Source organism: Kribbella rubisoli (genome assembly GCF_004217145.1).
GTDB classification, from domain to species: Bacteria; Actinomycetota; Actinomycetes; order Propionibacteriales; family Kribbellaceae; genus Kribbella; species Kribbella rubisoli.
This window is the reverse complement of the sequence record NZ_SHKR01000019.1, coordinates 76,766-93,411: the sequence shown is the minus strand read 5'-3', so window position 1 is coordinate 93,411 and position 16,646 is coordinate 76,766. Positions and strand designations below refer to the sequence as shown.

Here is a 16,646-nt window from a genome sequence, read left to right as displayed (position 1 = left end):
CCGTCAACCTAGCTTCTCGTCGGCGAAACACCACCGCCACGTCTCGCCCGGCTCGAAGCTGCGCATCACCGGATGCTTGTCCTTGTCGTAGTGCTTGCTGGCGTGCTTCATCTCCGACGAGTCGCAGCACCCGACGTGACCGCAGCCCAGGCAGAGCCGCAGGTGCACCCAGGACGTGCCGTCGGCCAGACATTCCTCGCAGCCGTCCGGAGTATTCGGCGCGACTACGAGCGGCGCCTGCGAGAGGTGCTCGCACTCGCCGCCCGGCAGCATCTTCGGCCGCAGATCCTCCGAGCGCCCGCCGACGTCGTCGTCCTCGTCGCGGTCCAGGATCGACTCCTCGATGTCGAGCGCGTTCTGCGCCCGCTGCAGCACCTCGTCGGCAACCAGCCCGGCGTCGCGGACCTTCAGAATGTGGGTGCGCTCCGCCTCGAGCATCGCGATCCGCAACCGCCGGTACGCCTCGCTCGGCGTCTCGTATTCGCTCTCCGGCCGCCCGAGTCGCTCCCACGCGGCCTGTGCGCGCGCCTCGCCCCGCTGCCGCAGTACGTCGAGCACGGCCGGCGGATCCGATGGCGACGAGATCTCGTCGAGCTTCTCGATCGCGGCGCGGTGCGCTCCCTGCAGTACGGCGGCCTCCTGCAACGCGTCCTCCGCCGGATCCGGTCCGGGCAGGCGCAACCGCCGTACCAGCCAGGGCAGGGTCGATCCCTGGACGAGCAGCGTGCCCGCGGTCACGGTCAGAGCGATGAACACGAGTACCTCGCGATGCGGCGTGTTCTCGGGCAGCGTGAAGACCGCCGCCAGCGTGACGACACCGCGCATGCCGGCCCAACACACGACGATGAGTGCTCGCCGTGAAACGGGTCCGGGGCGCGACGGACCAAGCACTCGCCGCGAGAACAGCGTGGTCGGAATGATCCACATCGGCCGCAGCAGGACCACGGCGAGGAACACCGCGACCGTGGACGTCGCGATCAGCCACGCCGGCAGCGGGCTGTTGCCGAGAGCGTCGAGGATCCACCGGGTCTGCAGGCCGATCAGCAGGAAGACCGTGTTCTCCAGCAGGAACTGGAACGTCCGCCAGTTGGTCCGCTCCGACATCCGCGACTTCGCCGACTGGATGATCGGCGCCTTGTGTCCGAGGAGCAGCCCGGTGACGACGACGGCGAGTACGCCGGACGCGTGCACGTAATGGTTCTCGGCCGCGATGTAGGCGATGAACGGCGCGGTCAGGCTGAGCGTCGTGTCGAGGACCGGATCGGTGAACCGGCGGCGGATCTTCGCGAGCACGAACGCGACCACCAGGCCGATCAGCACACCGCCGCCGGCCGCGCGCAGGAAGTCCAGGCTGACATGCAGGACGGTCGGGGCGACGACGGCGGCGGCAACCGCCGTACGCAGACACACGAGCGCGGTCGCGTCGTTCATCAGGCTCTCGCCCTCGAGGATCGTCACGATCCGGCGGGGGAGGCCGACGCGTTTGGCGATCGCGGTCGCGGCCACCGCATCGGGTGGCGCGACGACGGCGCCGATCGCGAACGCGGCCCAGAACGGCAGCGGCTCCTGACCGATCGACTCTGCGACCGAGCCGAGCAGCCACCAGGCGACCAGACCGACGCCGAGCGCGGTGAACGCGACGAGGCCGACGGACAGCAGACCGATCGACCGCCGGTGCTTGGTGAAGTCCACCAGGCTGGTCTTGATCGCGGCGGAGTACAGCAGCGGCGGCAGGAACCCGACCAGGACGACCTCTGGCGAGAGCTCGATCCGGGGGATGAACGGCAGGTACGACACGGCGATCCCGATGACCACCAGCAGCAGGGGAGCCGAGACCCCGATCCGTCGCGCCAGCGCGGCACCGGCCGCGACGACGGCGACGAGGGCCACGACCTCGATCGCGATATGCACGCGCACAGTGTCGCAGTGCGCGGCGGATTTGCACTGCTCGGTTCGCCCACGGCTGAGTCCGGGGCTGGTTCGGGTCTGGTCAGTCGGCAGGCAGTCCTCTAGCGTGTGATCAGCCGATCACCAGGAGTCACTGATGCGTCGTCGTGTGCTTGCTCTGGCAGGTGTGGTCGCCCTGCTGTTGTCGCCGGTGGTCCCAGCGGCCGCCGACGGCACGGTAGTCAACGGATGTGTCGCATCGGTACCAGAGCCTGGTACGACGACGCCGGTGCGGATCTGCTATTCGCTCTTCAAACCGGCGACGGCCTCGGCGCAGCACACCGTGCCGTTGATCTTCCACAGCCATGGGTGGGGCGGGAGCCGCACGAAGGATCCCGCAGCGTTCAAGGACTGGCTCGACGCGGGCTTCGGCGTACTGAGCTTCGATCAGCGGAGCTTCGGCGAGAGTACGGGCGTCGCGCATGTGATGAACCCGGACTTCGAGGGACGCGATGTCGTGAAGCTGGTCGATCTGGTCGCGGGCCTGGACTGGGTGACGAAGCAGCGGCCGGGCGATCCGTTGATCGGCGCGATTGGCGGGTCGTACGGCGGCGGGTACCAGTTCGCCGGCGCGTTCACCGAACTGCGCGACAGTGGGCGAACCCGGTTCGACGCGCTCGCGCCGGAGGTCACCTGGTGGGACCTCAAGCAGAGCCTCGCGCCGCAGGAGGCCGCGCGGACCATGTGGCTGTCGATCCTGTTCGCGGGTGGTGGCACGCATCTTCCGCCTGCGGTGTCGGCCGCATTCGTCGCGTTGATTGCGACCGGCGCGTGGCCGGCGGGGAAGGCCGGTCGCGATCTCGACGCGTTCTTCGCACACAACGGCCCGGCCTGGCACGTCGCGCAGGGCCGGAAGCTGGATCTGCCGGTGTTGTTCGGTCAGGGGATCTCGGACAACCTCTTCAATCTCAATCAGGGTCTCGCGAACTTCGATCACGCGTTGACGTCACGAGCACGCGCGCGGTCGATCTTCGTCGGGTACAACGGCGGTCATACGCTGCCGAGCGTCGTACCGCCTGGCTATGCGATCGCTGGCGACCCGTGCTCGATAGCTCTCGGATCACCGAACTACGCGAGTCTCTCGATCCGCTTCATGCAGCTGCAGCTGCTCCACAAGTCGACCGGCCTGACCGGCTTCGGCACCTACCATCTGTCGACCGCCGACGGTCGTTGCCTCACGCAACAGAACCTGACGCCGAACAAGAGTTTCCGGCTCGGCAAGATCGTCACGCCGACCGGTGTCGGTCTGCCCGTCAACCTGCCGATCGCCAAGGGCCCGCTGACGATCGCCGGTACGCCGACCTTGAGCGCCCGCGTCTATACGGTGGTCCCGCAATCCGCGGCGTACTTCGCGCTGAGTGTCGGCACGAGCCCGTTGACCGCGAAGATCGTGCAGAACAACACGATGCCGCTGCGCGAGAAGCATCCGGCGCGGGGAGTCTCGCGCACGATCGAACTGCCGGCGATCGCGGTCGACGTACCAGCCGGCCAGAACCTCTACCTCACCGTCGCGCCGGTCGCCGACATGTACGCCGGCCAGCGTGGACCCCTCCCGGGTGTGATGATGCTGAAGAACGGCACGCTGAGCATCCACGCGGTGAGGTAGGACGATGCTGGTCACGGAAACGTTCGAGTACGGCGGCGGTCGCGACGTCACGGCGTACGTCCCCGCGGAGACACCTGAAGCGGTCGTGTTCGCGGGCGACGGTCAGCTGATCTCGCGGTGGGGCGAGTTCCTCAACGCGGCGGACGACGTACCGCCGACGCTGCTCGTCGCGACGCATCGGCTGGACGACGAGATGGAGCGGATCCACGAGTACTCGCCCGGGTTCGAGCCCGAGCGGTTCGCGGCGCACGAGAAGTTCTTCGTCGAGGATGTGCGGGAGTGGGTGCGGACGCGCTTTCGCATCGCGCTGCCGGCCGAGCGTACGGCGGTCTTCGGGGTGTCGGCGAGCGGCGAACTGGCACTCGCGATCGGGCTCCGGCATCCCGACGTCTACGGTGCGATCTTCTGCGCGTCACCCGGCGGCGGCTACCAGCCACCCGGCGACATGGGCAGCTCGCTGCCCCGCGGGTACTTCGTCGGCGGCACCGAGGAGCCGTGGTTCCTGGAGAATGCGACCCGCTGGGCCGACGCTCTCCGTGACGCCGGCGCCGACGTCGTCCTCACGGAGCGACGCGGCGACCACGGCGACGACTTCTGGCGCCAGGAACTCCCGCTGATGGCAGCCTGGGCCTTCGCCTAACGAACCTTGTCGAGGTACGTCTTGTAGACGGTCAGGAACGGCTCGTCGGTCGACACCGCTTCCACCAGCCAGTCACAGGTCTCGCGCGCGGTCGCGATCACGTCGGCCGGATACCCGTACTGCACCTGATGCTCGGCGAACTCGTCCTCATCGTCGATGAACACGTTCCCGTCCCGGCGCTTGATCACATCCAGATCGAGATCGATCATCGTCACCACATCGTCTGAGAACTCCACCGGGGTGGTGATATCGGCATAGATCTCCGTGTACCGCGGCTCGTCGTTGAACAGCGCCGTGAACCACTTACCCCGCGGAAACAACTGCACATGAGCCTGCTCCTGCGTCACCACCGGCTCATCACCCCGCTGAGACACGGACCCCGCCGCCGCCCCCAACCACACCCCGTACTCGTCCTCCCCGAGAAACCGCATCCACTGATGCCAGTGCAACTTCTCATCAAACTTCCGATACACCACCCGAACATCACGCATACCCCCAACCTATCGGCCCAAGGGTCTGCAGGTTCATGCAACTTTGCTGTGGGGAGTGGACTGCTCGCGTTATGCGACCGAGGATGTTGTGGTGCCGGACTAACCGACACGCGTGATCGGCCCTTGTCGGCTCAGGGGGGCTCCTAGCCGACGGGGGCCGGTTGCTGTCTCCACACTGCCTTTACATGCTGCGGATGAGTTCCAGGTACGGCTTGTAAGCCGTGGTGAAGGGTTCTGTGGTGGTGATGGTGGCGGCCAGGTGGTCGCAGGTGGCTTGGGCGGTGGCTACTACCTGGGGCGGGTAGTTGTAGCGGACCTGGTGGGCGTGGAACTCGTCTTCGTCCATGACGTGGACGGTGCCGTCTCGCAACAGCCGGATGTCGAGGTCCAGGTCGACCAGGGTCACCGAGTCGACGCCGAATTCGGCCGGCATGGTGATGTCGCAGTAGATCGCCGTCTGGTGGGGCTCGTCGTTGAAGAGGGCGCTCCACCATTGGCCGCGGGGGAAGAGCCGAACGCGGTGGTGGTCGATGGTTTTCCAGCTGCCGTCGGCGCGTTGGCCCTGGGTGCCGGGGACGGAGCCGACCCACAGGCCGTGTTCGTCCTCGCCGAGGCGGATCGCCTCGACGAGTCGATGCGGCTGCCCGTCGTACTTCCGGAACAGGGTCCTCACCAGGTCCATACGATGACTCTAAGTGAGACGCACACCACGTCGAACCAGCGACTCCCGGGAAGCGTCTTGGAGTGTGAGATTGCCCAACATCTGCTCGAGCCAGGCTCAGCGGGCCTTGCCGAGTTCGGATTCCGGGCGACGCGAGCATAGACTCAAGCATTCGAGGAAGACCTGCGGGAGGAGCTCGATGCGCGTGCTGGAGACGGTAGGAGGTCCGGCGGACCTCAAGAAGCTGACTGATCAGCAGCTCACCGATCTCGCGGCGGAGATCCGGGACGTGCTGGTCGAGACCGTGTCCCGGACCGGGGGTCACCTCGGCCCGAACCTGGGGATGGTCGAGATCACCCTGGCGATGCACCGCGTCTTCGACTCGCCCCGCGACCGCCTCCTCTTCGACGTCGGCCACCAGGCCTACGTGCACAAGCTGGTCACCGGCCGCGCCCCGCGTTTCGACACTCTCCGTCAGCAGGACGGTCTGTCCGGCTACCCCAGCCACGCCGAGTCCGAGCACGACGTCATCGAGAACAGCCACGCCTCCACCGCTCTCTCGTACGCCGACGGCCTGGCCAAGGCGTACCGGCTCACGAAGGAGGACCGCCACGTCGTCGCACTGATCGGCGACGGCGGTCTGACCGGCGGTATGGCCTGGGAGGCGCTGAACAACATCGCCGCCGGCAAGGACCTCAAGCTGGTCATCATCGTCAACGACAACGGCCGCTCGTACAGCGACACCGTCGGCGGCCTCGCGACGCACCTGACCACGCTCCGCACCAACCCGCGGTACGAGAAGGTCCTCGACCTGATCAAGAAGAACCTCGGCCGTACGCCGTACGTGGGCCCGCCGATGTACGAGGTGCTGCACGGGATCAAGAAGGGCCTGAAGGACATGCTCGCCCCGCAGGGCATGTTCGAGGACCTCGGCCTCAAGTACGTCGGACCCGTGGCGGGCCACGACCGTGAGGCGATGGAGGACGCCCTCCGCAGCGCGAAGGCGTTCGGCGGACCGGTGATCGTGCACGCGGTGACCAAGAAGGGTTTCGGCTACGCGGCCGCCGAGCAGGACGAGGAGGACAACTTCCACCAGATCCGCCCGGCCAACAAGCCGCGCGGCTGGACGGACGTGTTCTCCGACGAGCTGATCAAGATCGGCCATCGCCGCCCGGACGTGGTCGCGGTGACGGCGGCGATGCTGCATCCGACCGGTCTGGCCCGGTTCGCCGACGAGTTCCCGGACCGGACGTTCGACGTCGGCATCGCGGAGCAGCACGCGGTCACGAGCGCGGCCGGTCTCGCGATGGGCGGTCTGCACCCGGTCGTCGCGATCTACGCCACGTTCCTCAACCGCGCCTTCGACCAGGTCCTGATGGACGTCGCGCTGCACAAGTGCGGCGTCACGTTCGCACTCGACCGCGCCGGCGTCACAGGTGACGACGGCCCGAGCCACAACGGCATGTGGGACATGTCGATCCTCCAGGTCGTCCCCGGCCTTCGCATGGCCGCGCCGCGCGACGGCAAGCGGGTCCAGGAGCTCCTCAACGAGGCAGTCGAGGTGGACGACGCCCCGACCGTACTGCGCTACTCCAAGGGCGAGGTGTGCCCGGACATCGAGGCCATCGAGCGCATCGGTCAGCTCGACGTGCTCAAGCGGACCGGCAACGACGTACTGCTCGTCGGCATCGGCGCGATGGCGGCGACCGCGATGGACGTGGCGGATCGTCTCGAGGCGCACGGCTTCGGTGTCACAGTGGTCGACCCGCGCTGGGTGAAGCCGGTGGCTCCCGAGCTGGTCGAGCTGGCGGAGGACTTCAAGCTGGTCGCCACGATCGAGGACAACGGCCGGGCCGGCGGTTGCGGCTCGATGATCGCGCAGGCGGTCCGCGACGCCGGCATCGAGACGCCGGTGCGCGACTTCGGCATCCCGCAGGAGTTCCTCCGGCACGCCAAGCGTCCCGCCGTACTGCAGGAGATCGGCCTGACCGGGCAGGAGCTGGCCCGCGAGATCACCGAGCTGCTGTCGGAGCACGACGGCGATGCCCTCAACGCGCCCGACCCGGCGGGCGACCGTCCGGGCAACGCCTAGGCACTTCACCGGCCAGGACCCAGGACCATGGCTGAGGCAGGGCGGCACAGCCGTCACGGTGCCGCCCGACGGCGGTCCGGCCGCGTGTGGCCGATCCTGCTGTCGCTGGTCCTGGTCGGCGCCGCAGTCGTGGGCGGTCTGGCCCTGCATCGCTCGAGCCAGCGGGCCGACGGCTCGGTGGACAACGCCGCCAGTACGGCGAGCGTCGACCTCGCTGCTCGCACCGCCGCGGTCAATGTCGTACTGCAGCGACGCGCGAAGGCCGTGCTGGCCGGCAACGAGACCGCGTTTCTCGCCGACGTCGACCCCGCCAACACACGTCTCGTCGCGAGCCAGCGGACCCTGTTCACGAACCTGCGCCAGTTCGGTTTCGCCAAGCTGACGTACCAGCAGCTGGCCCAGCAGTACGACGACAGCATCGTCCAGAAGGACGGCCCGACGACGTACCTGGTCGCCGTCGCGATGACCTACCAGATCCGCGGCATCGACCTGGTCCCGGTCCGCGCGATGCTCGGTTACACGTTCACCCAGCGTGCGAACGGGTCCTGGATGCTGGTCTCGGACACCGACATCGACAAGCGCCTCCCGCGCGGCTCGCACCAGGAGGCGTGGGACACCGGTCCGGTCCTGGTCAAGCGGGCTCCGCGCGTGCTGGTCGTCGTCGAGAAGGGCCAGGACGCGCTCGCGAACAAGCTGGTGACGATGTCGACCAGCGCGGTACAAGCGGTCACCAAGAGCTGGCCCGGCGGCTGGAAGGGCTCCGGTGTCGTGATCGCGCTGGACGACAAGGTCGTTCGCGGCGCGGACTACACCCAGCCGATGAACGCCGAGGACGCGATCGCGATGGCGACGTTTGTGTACCGCACGCTGCCCGGCGAGGTCACCGGCGCGGGCGAGCGGGCCGACTCGTACGTCGTCATCAACCCGTACAACCGCAACAAGGTCGACGCGCGCACGCTCGCCCACGAGTTCACCCACGTCGCGACGGCGCCGTACGGTCCGTATGCGCCACGTTGGATGGTGGAGGGCGCCGCGACGTACGTCGAGTTCCTCCCGATGGCCGGGCAGACCAACCTCGCGATCCCGCAGTACCGGCAGGACGTCCGGACGAAGTACCTCGCGAAGGCGAAGAGCCTGCCCGCGGACGCGACCTTCTTCGACCAGGCCGACAGTTCGTATCCGCTGTCCTGGCTCGCGCTCGACTACCTGTTCACGCGGTTCGGCGGGACCGAGGTCGGCACGCTGTACCGCGAACTCGCCGCGATGGGCTCGACCCAGAAGGAACGCGACCGGATCATGCTCGAGCACATCGGGATGACCGAGACGGGACTTTTCACCGCGTTGAAGGCTGCTGCGGCAGCCTAAAGCGGGGAAGGTCGGTTAGGGTAACCCGTCTGCGACCATCGGGTACTCGGAGGGGAACCAACCCGAAGTGAGTGCAACGACGCCTGAAACAGGGCCGCCGCCCACCGGCCCCCGCCGCTGGCTGGGGTTGGTGCTGGCCGTGGTCCTGGTGTCGGGCGGCGTCGTTTACACCGTTGAACAGCGTGAGCAGGACGCCCGCAACCGCCCGACGGCCGTTCGGACCGCCACCCCGACCACGCCGAAGGCGACCAAGCCGTCGCGGGTCGCCGCCCAGATCGCCGCGCGCAGGCTCGCCGTCGACTCGATCCTGCTCCGCCGCGCGCAGGCCGTGCAGACCGGCAACGAGGCGGAGTTCCTGGCCGATGTCGATCCGGCCGACAAGAAGCTGCGCGCCGAGCAGCGGATCCTGTTCGCGAACCTGGTCGAGATCGGTTTCAGCGAGGTCGGGTACAGCCAGGCCGAGGAGCGCTTCAACCCGGCCGTGGTACGAGCCCACGGCGGTACGACGTACCTCGTGCGGGTGCTGATGCGGTACCAGATCCCGAAGGTCGACTTCACGCCGGTGACGACCGAGCTCGGCTACACGTTCATCTCCAAGGCCGGCCGTTGGCTGCTCACCGACGACAACGACCTGGACACCGACCTCGGCCCGGGCGCGCATCGCGAGGCCTGGGACCTGGGCCGGATCGAGGTGCAGCGCGGGCCGCGCGTACTCGTAGTGGTCGAGAAGGGCGACACGAAACGCGGGCGGGCGATCGTGGCCGCCGCGACCGAGGGCCTGAACGAGGTGACGGCGTACTGGCCGCGGAAGTGGGACGGCTCGGTGTTCGTGATCGCGCTCGACGAGACCGACGTACGCGACGCGCGGTTCGCCGATGAGGACATCGAGTCCGCGGCCAGCACCGGCTCGACGTTCTCCTCGCTGCCCGGTCAGGACACCGCCGACGGTACGGTCGCCGGCGGCTACATCGTGATCAACCCGAACGAGCGCGACCGCGTCGACGAGATCCTGTTGTCGCACGAGATCACCCACGTCGACACCGCGGACCTGGGCGGGTACGAGCCGCTCTGGCTGGCCGAAGGCGCCGCGGAGTACGTGTCCTGGAAGGGGATCGAGGCGATCAGCGGACCCGGCCAGGTCGGCAAGTGGGAGCAGGAGGTCATCGACGAGGCCTTGCCGCAACTGTCTTCGCTGCCGAGCGACGCCGGCTTCTACCAGAACTCCGCCGACGTGTACGGCGTGAGCTGGCTCGCCGTCCGGTACCTCGTCCAGCGGATCGGGCTCGACAAGGTCGAGGACCTGTACGAGGACATGGCGACGAACGGTACCGACCAGGCCGCGCGGGACCGGATCCTGATGGAACGGACCGGCCTCACCGAAGCGACTCTGTGGACGTCGCTGGCAACATACACGCCGCAACGCTGAGTGGCGGTTTGACCTCGCGCTGTCAGAGGGGCAACCTCGAAGGGTTCCGTCCCTGTCTTTGAGAAGACGCAGTCGAGGAGGCGCAGATGAGTCTTGTGCGGAAGAAGACGATCGAGCAGTCGATAGCCGACACGGACGAGCCGGAGTACCAGCTCAAGAAACGCCTCACCGCGATAGACCTGACCGTCTTCGGCATCGGTGTCATCATCGGTGCCGGCATCTTCACCCTGACCGGGCGTGCCGCCAAGCTGTACGCCGGGCCGGGCATCGCACTGTCCTTCGTGCTGGCCGCGTTCTGCTGTGCGCTGGCCGCGTTGTGCTACGCCGAGTTCTCGTCCACCGTGCCGGTGTCGGGTTCGGCGTACACGTTCTCGTACTTCTCGCTCGGTGAGATCTTTGCCTGGATCATCGGCTGGGACCTGCTGCTCGAGCTGATGCTCGGGGCAAGCGTCGTGTCGCAGGGGTGGTCGACGTACGCGGCATTGTTCCTCGATCAGATCGGGTTGGGCTGGCCGTCGTCGATCGGGCCGGACAGTCATGTGAACGTGCTCGCGATGATCCTGGTCCTGGTGCTGACGACACTGGCGACGATCGGCATCAAGGAGTCGCTGCGGGTCAACCTGGTGCTGGTCGGTATCAAGCTGTTCGTGGTGCTGTTCGTGATCATCGCCGGCCTGTTCTACATCAAGGGCTCGAACCTGTCGCCGTTCATCCCGCCGAGCGTCCCGTCGCCGAACGCGCACGTCGATCTCACCACCCCGCTGATCCAGGCCGTCTTCGGCGCCCCGTCGGCGTTCGGCGTGATGGGCCTGGTGTCCGGCGCCTCGCTGGTGTTCTTCGCGTTCATCGGGTTCGACGTGGTCGCGACCACGGCCGAAGAGGCGAAGAACCCGCAACGCGACCTGCCGCGTGGCATCATCGGCTCGCTGGCCATCTGCACGGTTCTCTACGTGCTGGTCTGCATCGTCATCACCGGCATGGTGAAGTACACCGACATCAACGGTGAAGCGGCGCTGGCCGAGGCGTTCCGGTCGGTCGGCCGGGGCGGCTTCGCGACGCTGATCTCCGCGGGTGCGGTCGCCGGTCTGACCACCGTCGTACTGACGCTGATGATCGGTGCGGCGCGCGTCGTGTTCGCGATGAGCCGCGACCACCTGATGCCGCGTCAGCTCGGCAAGACGCACCCGAAGTGGGGTACGCCGTACCGCCTGACGATCGGGATCGGCATCGTCGTCGCGATCATCGCCGGGGTCACCCCGATCGGCAAGCTGGAAGAGATGGTGAACATCGGCACGCTGGCCGCGTTCACGCTGGTGTCGATCGCCGTTCCGCTGCTGCGTAAGAGCCGGCCGGACATCGAGCGGTCGTTCCGCGTGCCGTGGAATCCGGTGATCCCGATCCTGGCAGCACTCATCTGCATCTACCTGATGCTGAACCTGTCGCTGGAGACCTGGATCCGGTTCCTGATCTGGATGGTGATCGGCTTCGCCATCTACGCCCTGTACGGCTACCGGCGCAGCCGGGTCGGCGTGGAGGAGCGCACCGGCGAGGCACAGAAGGCGTGATCGTCGCCCTCGGATGGTCGGCTAGGATCAGCCGACCATCCGAGGGGATCACCAATGAATCACCCGAAACGCCTGTTCGCAGGCGTTGCCGCGCTGGCGCTCGCTGCGTCCGGCGCGGTTGTTGTCGTACGGGCCCGGAACGGCGAGGAACCTGGTGGCAGCGCGGTCGCCGCTGTCGCGACGCGGGCGACTTCGCCGGCGCCGGGGGAGCTCTCTCCGGCTGAGGAGCTGGCCCGCAAGCAGGCGATCGATGCGGTGCTGGCCCGGCGGTCGGCCGCCGTACTCAAGGGCGACCTGAAGGGCTTCCTGGCCTCGGTCGACCCGAAGCAGGCCGAGTTGGTCGCGCGTGAGCGGCTGCTGTTCGTGAACCTGCGGAAGTTCGGGTTCAGTTCGCTCAAGTACTTCACCGCCGATGCGTTCCGGCCGGTGCCGGGGCTGGTCGCGAAGTTCGGGCCGACGACGTTCTCGACGCGCGTGATGATGCGGTACCAGTTGGTGCGGCTGGATCCGCGGCCGGTGCAGACCGACCTCGGGTACACGTTCGTCCAGCGGGGTTCGGCGTGGGTGCTCGTCGACGACATCGGCACGGACGAGAACCTCAGCCGCGACGGTCATCGGCAGCCGTGGGACTTCGACGAGGTCCAGGTGGTACGGCGTGGCACGGTCGTCGTTGTCGTGGACAAGCGGGAAGCGAGCCTCGGTACGAAGGTCGCGCAGGTCGCCGAGAAGGCGGTGAAGTCGGTCCGCAAGCACTGGGCCCGACCGTGGAACGGCGCCGTACTGGTGGTGGCGATGCCGCAGGACCGGGTCATGTCGACGATCTGGACCGCGGGGACCGGGGACGGCTGGACGATCGCGGCAAAGGCGGTGACGCTCTTCGAAGGCGAGCAGTTGGGGAAGCCGATCGGCGCGCCCATCGGCAGTCGCATCGTGGTCAATCCTGCACTCCGCAAGCGCCTCGACAAGGATCTGCTCGTGCATGAGATGACGCACGTCGCGACGTCGACGCTCGGCATCTATACGCCGATCTGGATGGTCGAGGGTATGGCGGAGTACGTCCGCTGCCGCTCGATCGAGGACGATCCGCATTGGTCGGTCGACCCGTACCGCAAGCGCGTGAAGTCGGCGTACCTTCCGAAGCTCACCGCGCTCCCCGACACCACCGTCTTCGATGCCGACGCAGACCGCGCTTACGGCACCAGTTGGTGGATAGTCGAATACCTGGCCAACAAACTAGGCGAGAAAAAGCTGGCCGCCCTCTACACCGACATGTCCCAACACGGCCCCTCGGTCCTGAAGAAAGACACCGGCCTGACGCCCGCCCAGGTAGTAGCCGGCGCCAAGAAGTTCAAGGGGTGAACCCTGCACGGCCCGCTGTATCTCGGGACCGCCGGGCGTTTGAGGGGTTAACCCCTCAAACGCCCAACAGCACTGTCCTGCGCCGGGGGTATTAGGCGAGGCCGGCTACGCCGCGCGGGAGGAAGCGGGATTCGTTGACCTTTTCGGAGATGCCGGTTCGGTCGAGGTACGGAGTGATTCCGCCTAGGTGGAAGGGCCAGCCGGCGCCGAGGAGGAGGCAGAGGTCGATGTCCTGGGCTTCGGCGACCACGCCCTCGTCGAGCATGATCTTGATTTCTTCGGCCAGGGCGGTCAGCACGCGGTTGCGGAGTTCGTCGGGGGTGGAGGGCTTGTCGCCGACCGTTACCAGCGCCTCGACCTCCGGATCCACGACCGGCTTGCCCTCCGGCCACAGATAGAACGAACTCTTGCCTGCAGCAACAACCTTCGCCAGGTTCTCCGACACCGCGAACCGATCCGGATACGCGCGGTTCATCGTCTCCGCGACATGCAGCGCCACCGGCAGCCCGACCAGCTGCAGCAGCACGAACGGCGGCATCGGCAGGCCCAGCGCGGACAGAGCGCGATCGGCCTCGGGGATCGGCGTACCCTCGTCCACCGCCGCGCTGACCTCGCCCAGGAACCGCGTCAGCAGCCGGTTCACCACGAACGCCGGCGCGTCCTTCACCAGCACACACGACTTCTTCAGCGTCTTGCCAACCGCAAACGCAGTAGCCAGTGAAGCGTCGTCGGTCCGGTCAGCCCTGATGATCTCCAGCAGCGGCAGCACCGCGACCGGGTTGAAGAAGTGGAACCCGACGACCCGCTCCGGGTGCTCGAGGTCCGCGGCCATCTCGGTCACCGACAACGACGAGGTGTTCGTCGCGAGGATCGCGTCCGGCCGGATGATCTTCTCCAGGTCGGCGAAGATCGTCTTCTTCAGCTGCAGCTCTTCGAACACGGCCTCGATCACGAAGTCCGCGTCCGCGAACGCGCCCTTGTCGACCGACCCGGTGACGAGTGCCTTCAGCTGGTTCGCCTTGTCGGAGCGCACCCGCCCCTTCGCGAGCAGCTTGTCGATCTCACCGTGCACATACCCGACGCCGCGATCCACGCGCTCCTGATCGAGATCGGTGAGTACGACGGGAACCTCGAGCCGCCGCGCGAACAGCAGCGCCAGCTGGCCGGCCATCAGCCCCGCGCCGACAACCCCGACCTTGGTCACCGGCCGCGCCAGCGACTTGTCCGGCGCACCGGCCGGCCGCTTGGCCCGCTTGTTCACGAGATCGAACGCGTAGAGCCCGCTCCGCAGCTCCTCGCTCATGATCAGATCCGCGAGTGCCTCGTCTTCCGCGGCGAACCCACGGTCCCGGTCGTTGTCGCGAGCCGCCGCGATCAGCTCCAGCGCCCGGTACGGCGCCGGCGCCGCTCCGCTGACCTTCAGGTCGGCAAAAGCCTTGCCCCGGGCAACAGCTGCATCCCATGCCTCGCCCCGGTCAACCGAAGGCCGCTCGACAACGACGGCGCCCGTGAGCACCTTCGAAGCCCACAGCAGCGACTGCTCGAGGAAGTCTGCCGACTCCAGCAGTACGTCGCCGATGCCGAGCTTCACCGCCTCCGGTCCGCTGAGCATCTTGTTCTGGTTGAGGGCGTTCTCGACGACGACCTTGACCGCCTTGTCCGCGCCGATCAGGTTCGGCAGCAGGAAGTTGCCGCCCCAGCCCGGGATCAGCCCGAGGAAGACCTCCGGCGTCGACAGCATGCCCGCGGCAACCGAAATAGTCCGGTAGGTCGCGTGCAGCGCGACCTCGAGCCCGCCGCCGAGCGCAACCCCGTTCACGAACGCGAACGAAGGCTTGCCGCCGTCGACCAGCTTCCGCATCACGCCGTGCCCGATCTTGCCGAGCGCCAGTGCCTGCTCCCGATCGGCCAGCTTCGGTACGCCGCTCAGGTCGGCGCCCGCGGCCAGGATGAACGGCTTCCCGGTGACGCCGATCGCGACGATCTCGTCGCGAGCCAGCGCGGCATCCAGAGCGGCGTTCAGCGACCCCAGACCCTTCGGCCCGAAGGTGTTCGGCTTGGTGTGGTCGTGCCCGTTGTCCAGCGTGATCAGCGCCATCGTGCCGGCCTTGCCCGGCAGTACGACGTCTCGGGAGTGCGCGAGCGTGACGACTTCGTCGGTGGACAAAGCAGACGCCGAGTCAATCAGTTCCTGCAGGCTCATGCGGCCGCGTTCCCTTCCCAGTTGGGGTTCTCCCAGATGACGGTTCCGCCCATGCCGAGGCCGACGCACATGGTGGTGAGGCCGTAGCGGACCTCGGGGCGCTGCTCGAACTGCGTGGCCAGCTGGTTCATCAGCCGGACGCCGGACGACGCGAGCGGGTGGCCGTAGGCGATCGCACCGCCGTACGGGTTGACCCGCGGATCGTCGTCCGCGATGCCGTAGTGCTCCAGGAACGCGATCACCTGAACGGCGAACGCCTCGTTCACCTCGAACGCCTCGATGTCGTCGATCGTCAGCCCGGCCAGCCTCAACGCCTTCTCGGTCGCCGGGATCGGCCCGACACCCATCACCTCGGGCTCGACACCGGCGAAGGCGTACGAGACCAGCTTCATCTTCGGCTTCAGACCCAGCTCCTCCGCCGCTGAAGCAGACGTCAGCACACAAGCGGTCGCGCCGTCGTTGATACCGGCCGAGTTGCCCGCGGTGACCCGGCCGTGCGGACGGAAGGGCGTCTTCAAAGCAGCGAGGTCCTCGACCGTGGTGCCCGGCCGCATCGGCTCGTCGGTGGCGGCGTAACCCCAGCCATCCGAGGCCGAGCGAGTCGCGATCGGCACCAGGTCCGGCTGGATCAGGTCGTTGGCGTAGGCCTTCGCGGCCTTCTCCTGGGACGCCGCGGCGTACGCGTCGGTGCGCTCTTTGGTGATCCCTGGGAAGCGGTCGTGCAGGTTCTCCGCGGTCGACCCCATCACCAGGGCAGAGGTGTCGACGAGCTTCTCGGAGATGATCCGCGGGTTCGGGTCGACGCCCTCGCCCATCGGGTGCCGGCCCATGTGCTCGACCCCGCCCGCGATCACCACGTCGTACGCACCGAAGGCGACACCGGCCGCGGTGGTGGTGACGGCGGTCATCGCGCCCGCGCACATCCGGTCGATCGCGTAGCCGGGCGTGGTGTTCGGCAGACCGGCCAGCAGAGCCGCGGTCCGGCCGATGGTCAGGCCCTGGTCGCCGATCTGGGTGGTGGCCGCGATCGCGACCTCGTCCACGCGTTCCGGGGGGAGACCCGGGTTCCGCCGCAGCAGCTCCCGGATGCACTTGATCACCAGGTCGTCGGCGCGGGTTTCGGCGTACTGGCCCTTGGCCTTGCCGAACGGGGTGCGAACGCCGTCGACGAACACGACATCGCGGATCTCACGGGGCACGAGGGCCCTCCTCTGGGGGTCGGGAAAGCTACCTCGATGCTACCCGTGAGTAACAGAACTGCCAAACACCCTGTGCCTGTGGAGCTGCTCAC

12 protein-coding genes are annotated in these 16,646 nt (G+C 67.6%); 7 read left to right on the top strand and 5 right to left on the bottom strand.

Going from position 1 to position 16,646, the window contains the following annotated elements:
• Nucleotides 1–3 precede the first annotated feature (3 nt).
• The gene (locus EV645_RS40520) at nucleotides 4–1,911 is read right to left on the bottom strand and encodes a Na+/H+ antiporter (RefSeq protein WP_130450458.1); all 1,908 of its coding nucleotides are present in this window, start codon (nucleotides 1,909–1,911) and stop codon (nucleotides 4–6) included.
• A 133-nt stretch (nucleotides 1,912–2,044) separates the two neighbouring features.
• Here EV645_RS40520 and EV645_RS40515 point away from each other — a divergent pair, with 133 nt between their 5' ends.
• Together EV645_RS40515 and EV645_RS40510 are read left to right on the top strand one after the other, a co-directional pair.
• Nucleotides 2,045–3,553, top strand: coding sequence for a CocE/NonD family hydrolase (locus EV645_RS40515; RefSeq protein ID WP_130450456.1), 1,509 nt, complete (start codon nucleotides 2,045–2,047; stop codon nucleotides 3,551–3,553).
• A gap of 4 nt (nucleotides 3,554–3,557) precedes the next feature.
• On the top strand, nucleotides 3,558–4,193 hold the full coding sequence (locus EV645_RS40510) for an alpha/beta hydrolase (protein ID WP_130450454.1): 636 nt from the start codon (nucleotides 3,558–3,560) through the stop codon (nucleotides 4,191–4,193).
• Here the strand turns inward: EV645_RS40510 and EV645_RS40505 are convergent.
• Entirely contained in the window at nucleotides 4,190–4,684 is a 495-nt protein-coding gene (locus tag EV645_RS40505; RefSeq protein WP_130450452.1) for a DUF402 domain-containing protein, read from the bottom strand. The genes EV645_RS40510 and EV645_RS40505 overlap by 4 nt on opposite strands.
• A 181-nt stretch (nucleotides 4,685–4,865) precedes the next feature.
• Nucleotides 4,866–5,366 (bottom strand): ribonuclease FAU-1 family protein, encoded by a 501-nt coding sequence (locus tag EV645_RS40500; RefSeq protein WP_130450450.1) that lies wholly within the window; start codon nucleotides 5,364–5,366, stop codon nucleotides 4,866–4,868.
• A 178-nt stretch (nucleotides 5,367–5,544) separates the two neighbouring features.
• Here EV645_RS40500 and dxs point away from each other — a divergent pair, with 178 nt between their 5' ends.
• The 5 genes from dxs (at nucleotide 5,545) to EV645_RS40475 (ending at nucleotide 13,152) form a co-directional block, all read left to right on the top strand.
• Nucleotides 5,545–7,437 carry a 1-deoxy-D-xylulose-5-phosphate synthase gene (gene dxs, locus EV645_RS40495; protein WP_130450448.1) on the top strand — a complete coding sequence of 631 codons (1,893 nt, stop codon included), beginning with the start codon at nucleotides 5,545–5,547 and terminating at the stop codon, nucleotides 7,435–7,437.
• 27 nt (nucleotides 7,438–7,464) lie between these two features.
• The gene (locus EV645_RS40490; protein WP_242000968.1) at nucleotides 7,465–8,802 is read left to right on the top strand and encodes a hypothetical protein; all 1,338 of its coding nucleotides are present in this window, start codon (nucleotides 7,465–7,467) and stop codon (nucleotides 8,800–8,802) included.
• Between the two features lie 67 nt (nucleotides 8,803–8,869).
• Nucleotides 8,870–10,228 (top strand): gluzincin family metallopeptidase, encoded by a 1,359-nt coding sequence (locus tag EV645_RS40485; protein WP_242000967.1) that lies wholly within the window; start codon nucleotides 8,870–8,872, stop codon nucleotides 10,226–10,228.
• An 86-nt stretch (nucleotides 10,229–10,314) separates the two neighbouring features.
• A complete protein-coding gene (locus EV645_RS40480) occupies nucleotides 10,315–11,793 on the top strand; it encodes an APC family permease (protein ID WP_130450446.1) in 1,479 nt (492 codons plus the stop codon).
• A 54-nt stretch (nucleotides 11,794–11,847) separates the two neighbouring features.
• Nucleotides 11,848–13,152, top strand: coding sequence for a hypothetical protein (locus EV645_RS40475; RefSeq protein WP_130450444.1), 1,305 nt, complete (start codon nucleotides 11,848–11,850; stop codon nucleotides 13,150–13,152).
• Between the two features lie 91 nt (nucleotides 13,153–13,243).
• On the opposite strand, the gene EV645_RS40470 is transcribed toward EV645_RS40475, so the two are convergent.
• Nucleotides 13,244–15,355, bottom strand: a complete 2,112-nt coding sequence (locus tag EV645_RS40470; RefSeq protein WP_130450442.1) for a 3-hydroxyacyl-CoA dehydrogenase NAD-binding domain-containing protein — start codon at nucleotides 15,353–15,355, stop codon at nucleotides 13,244–13,246.
• On the bottom strand, nucleotides 15,352–16,554 hold the full coding sequence (locus EV645_RS40465) for a thiolase family protein (RefSeq protein ID WP_130450440.1): 1,203 nt from the start codon (nucleotides 16,552–16,554) through the stop codon (nucleotides 15,352–15,354). Before EV645_RS40465 ends, EV645_RS40470 begins: the two co-directional genes overlap by 4 nt.
• Nucleotides 16,555–16,646: the final 92 nt, after the last annotated feature.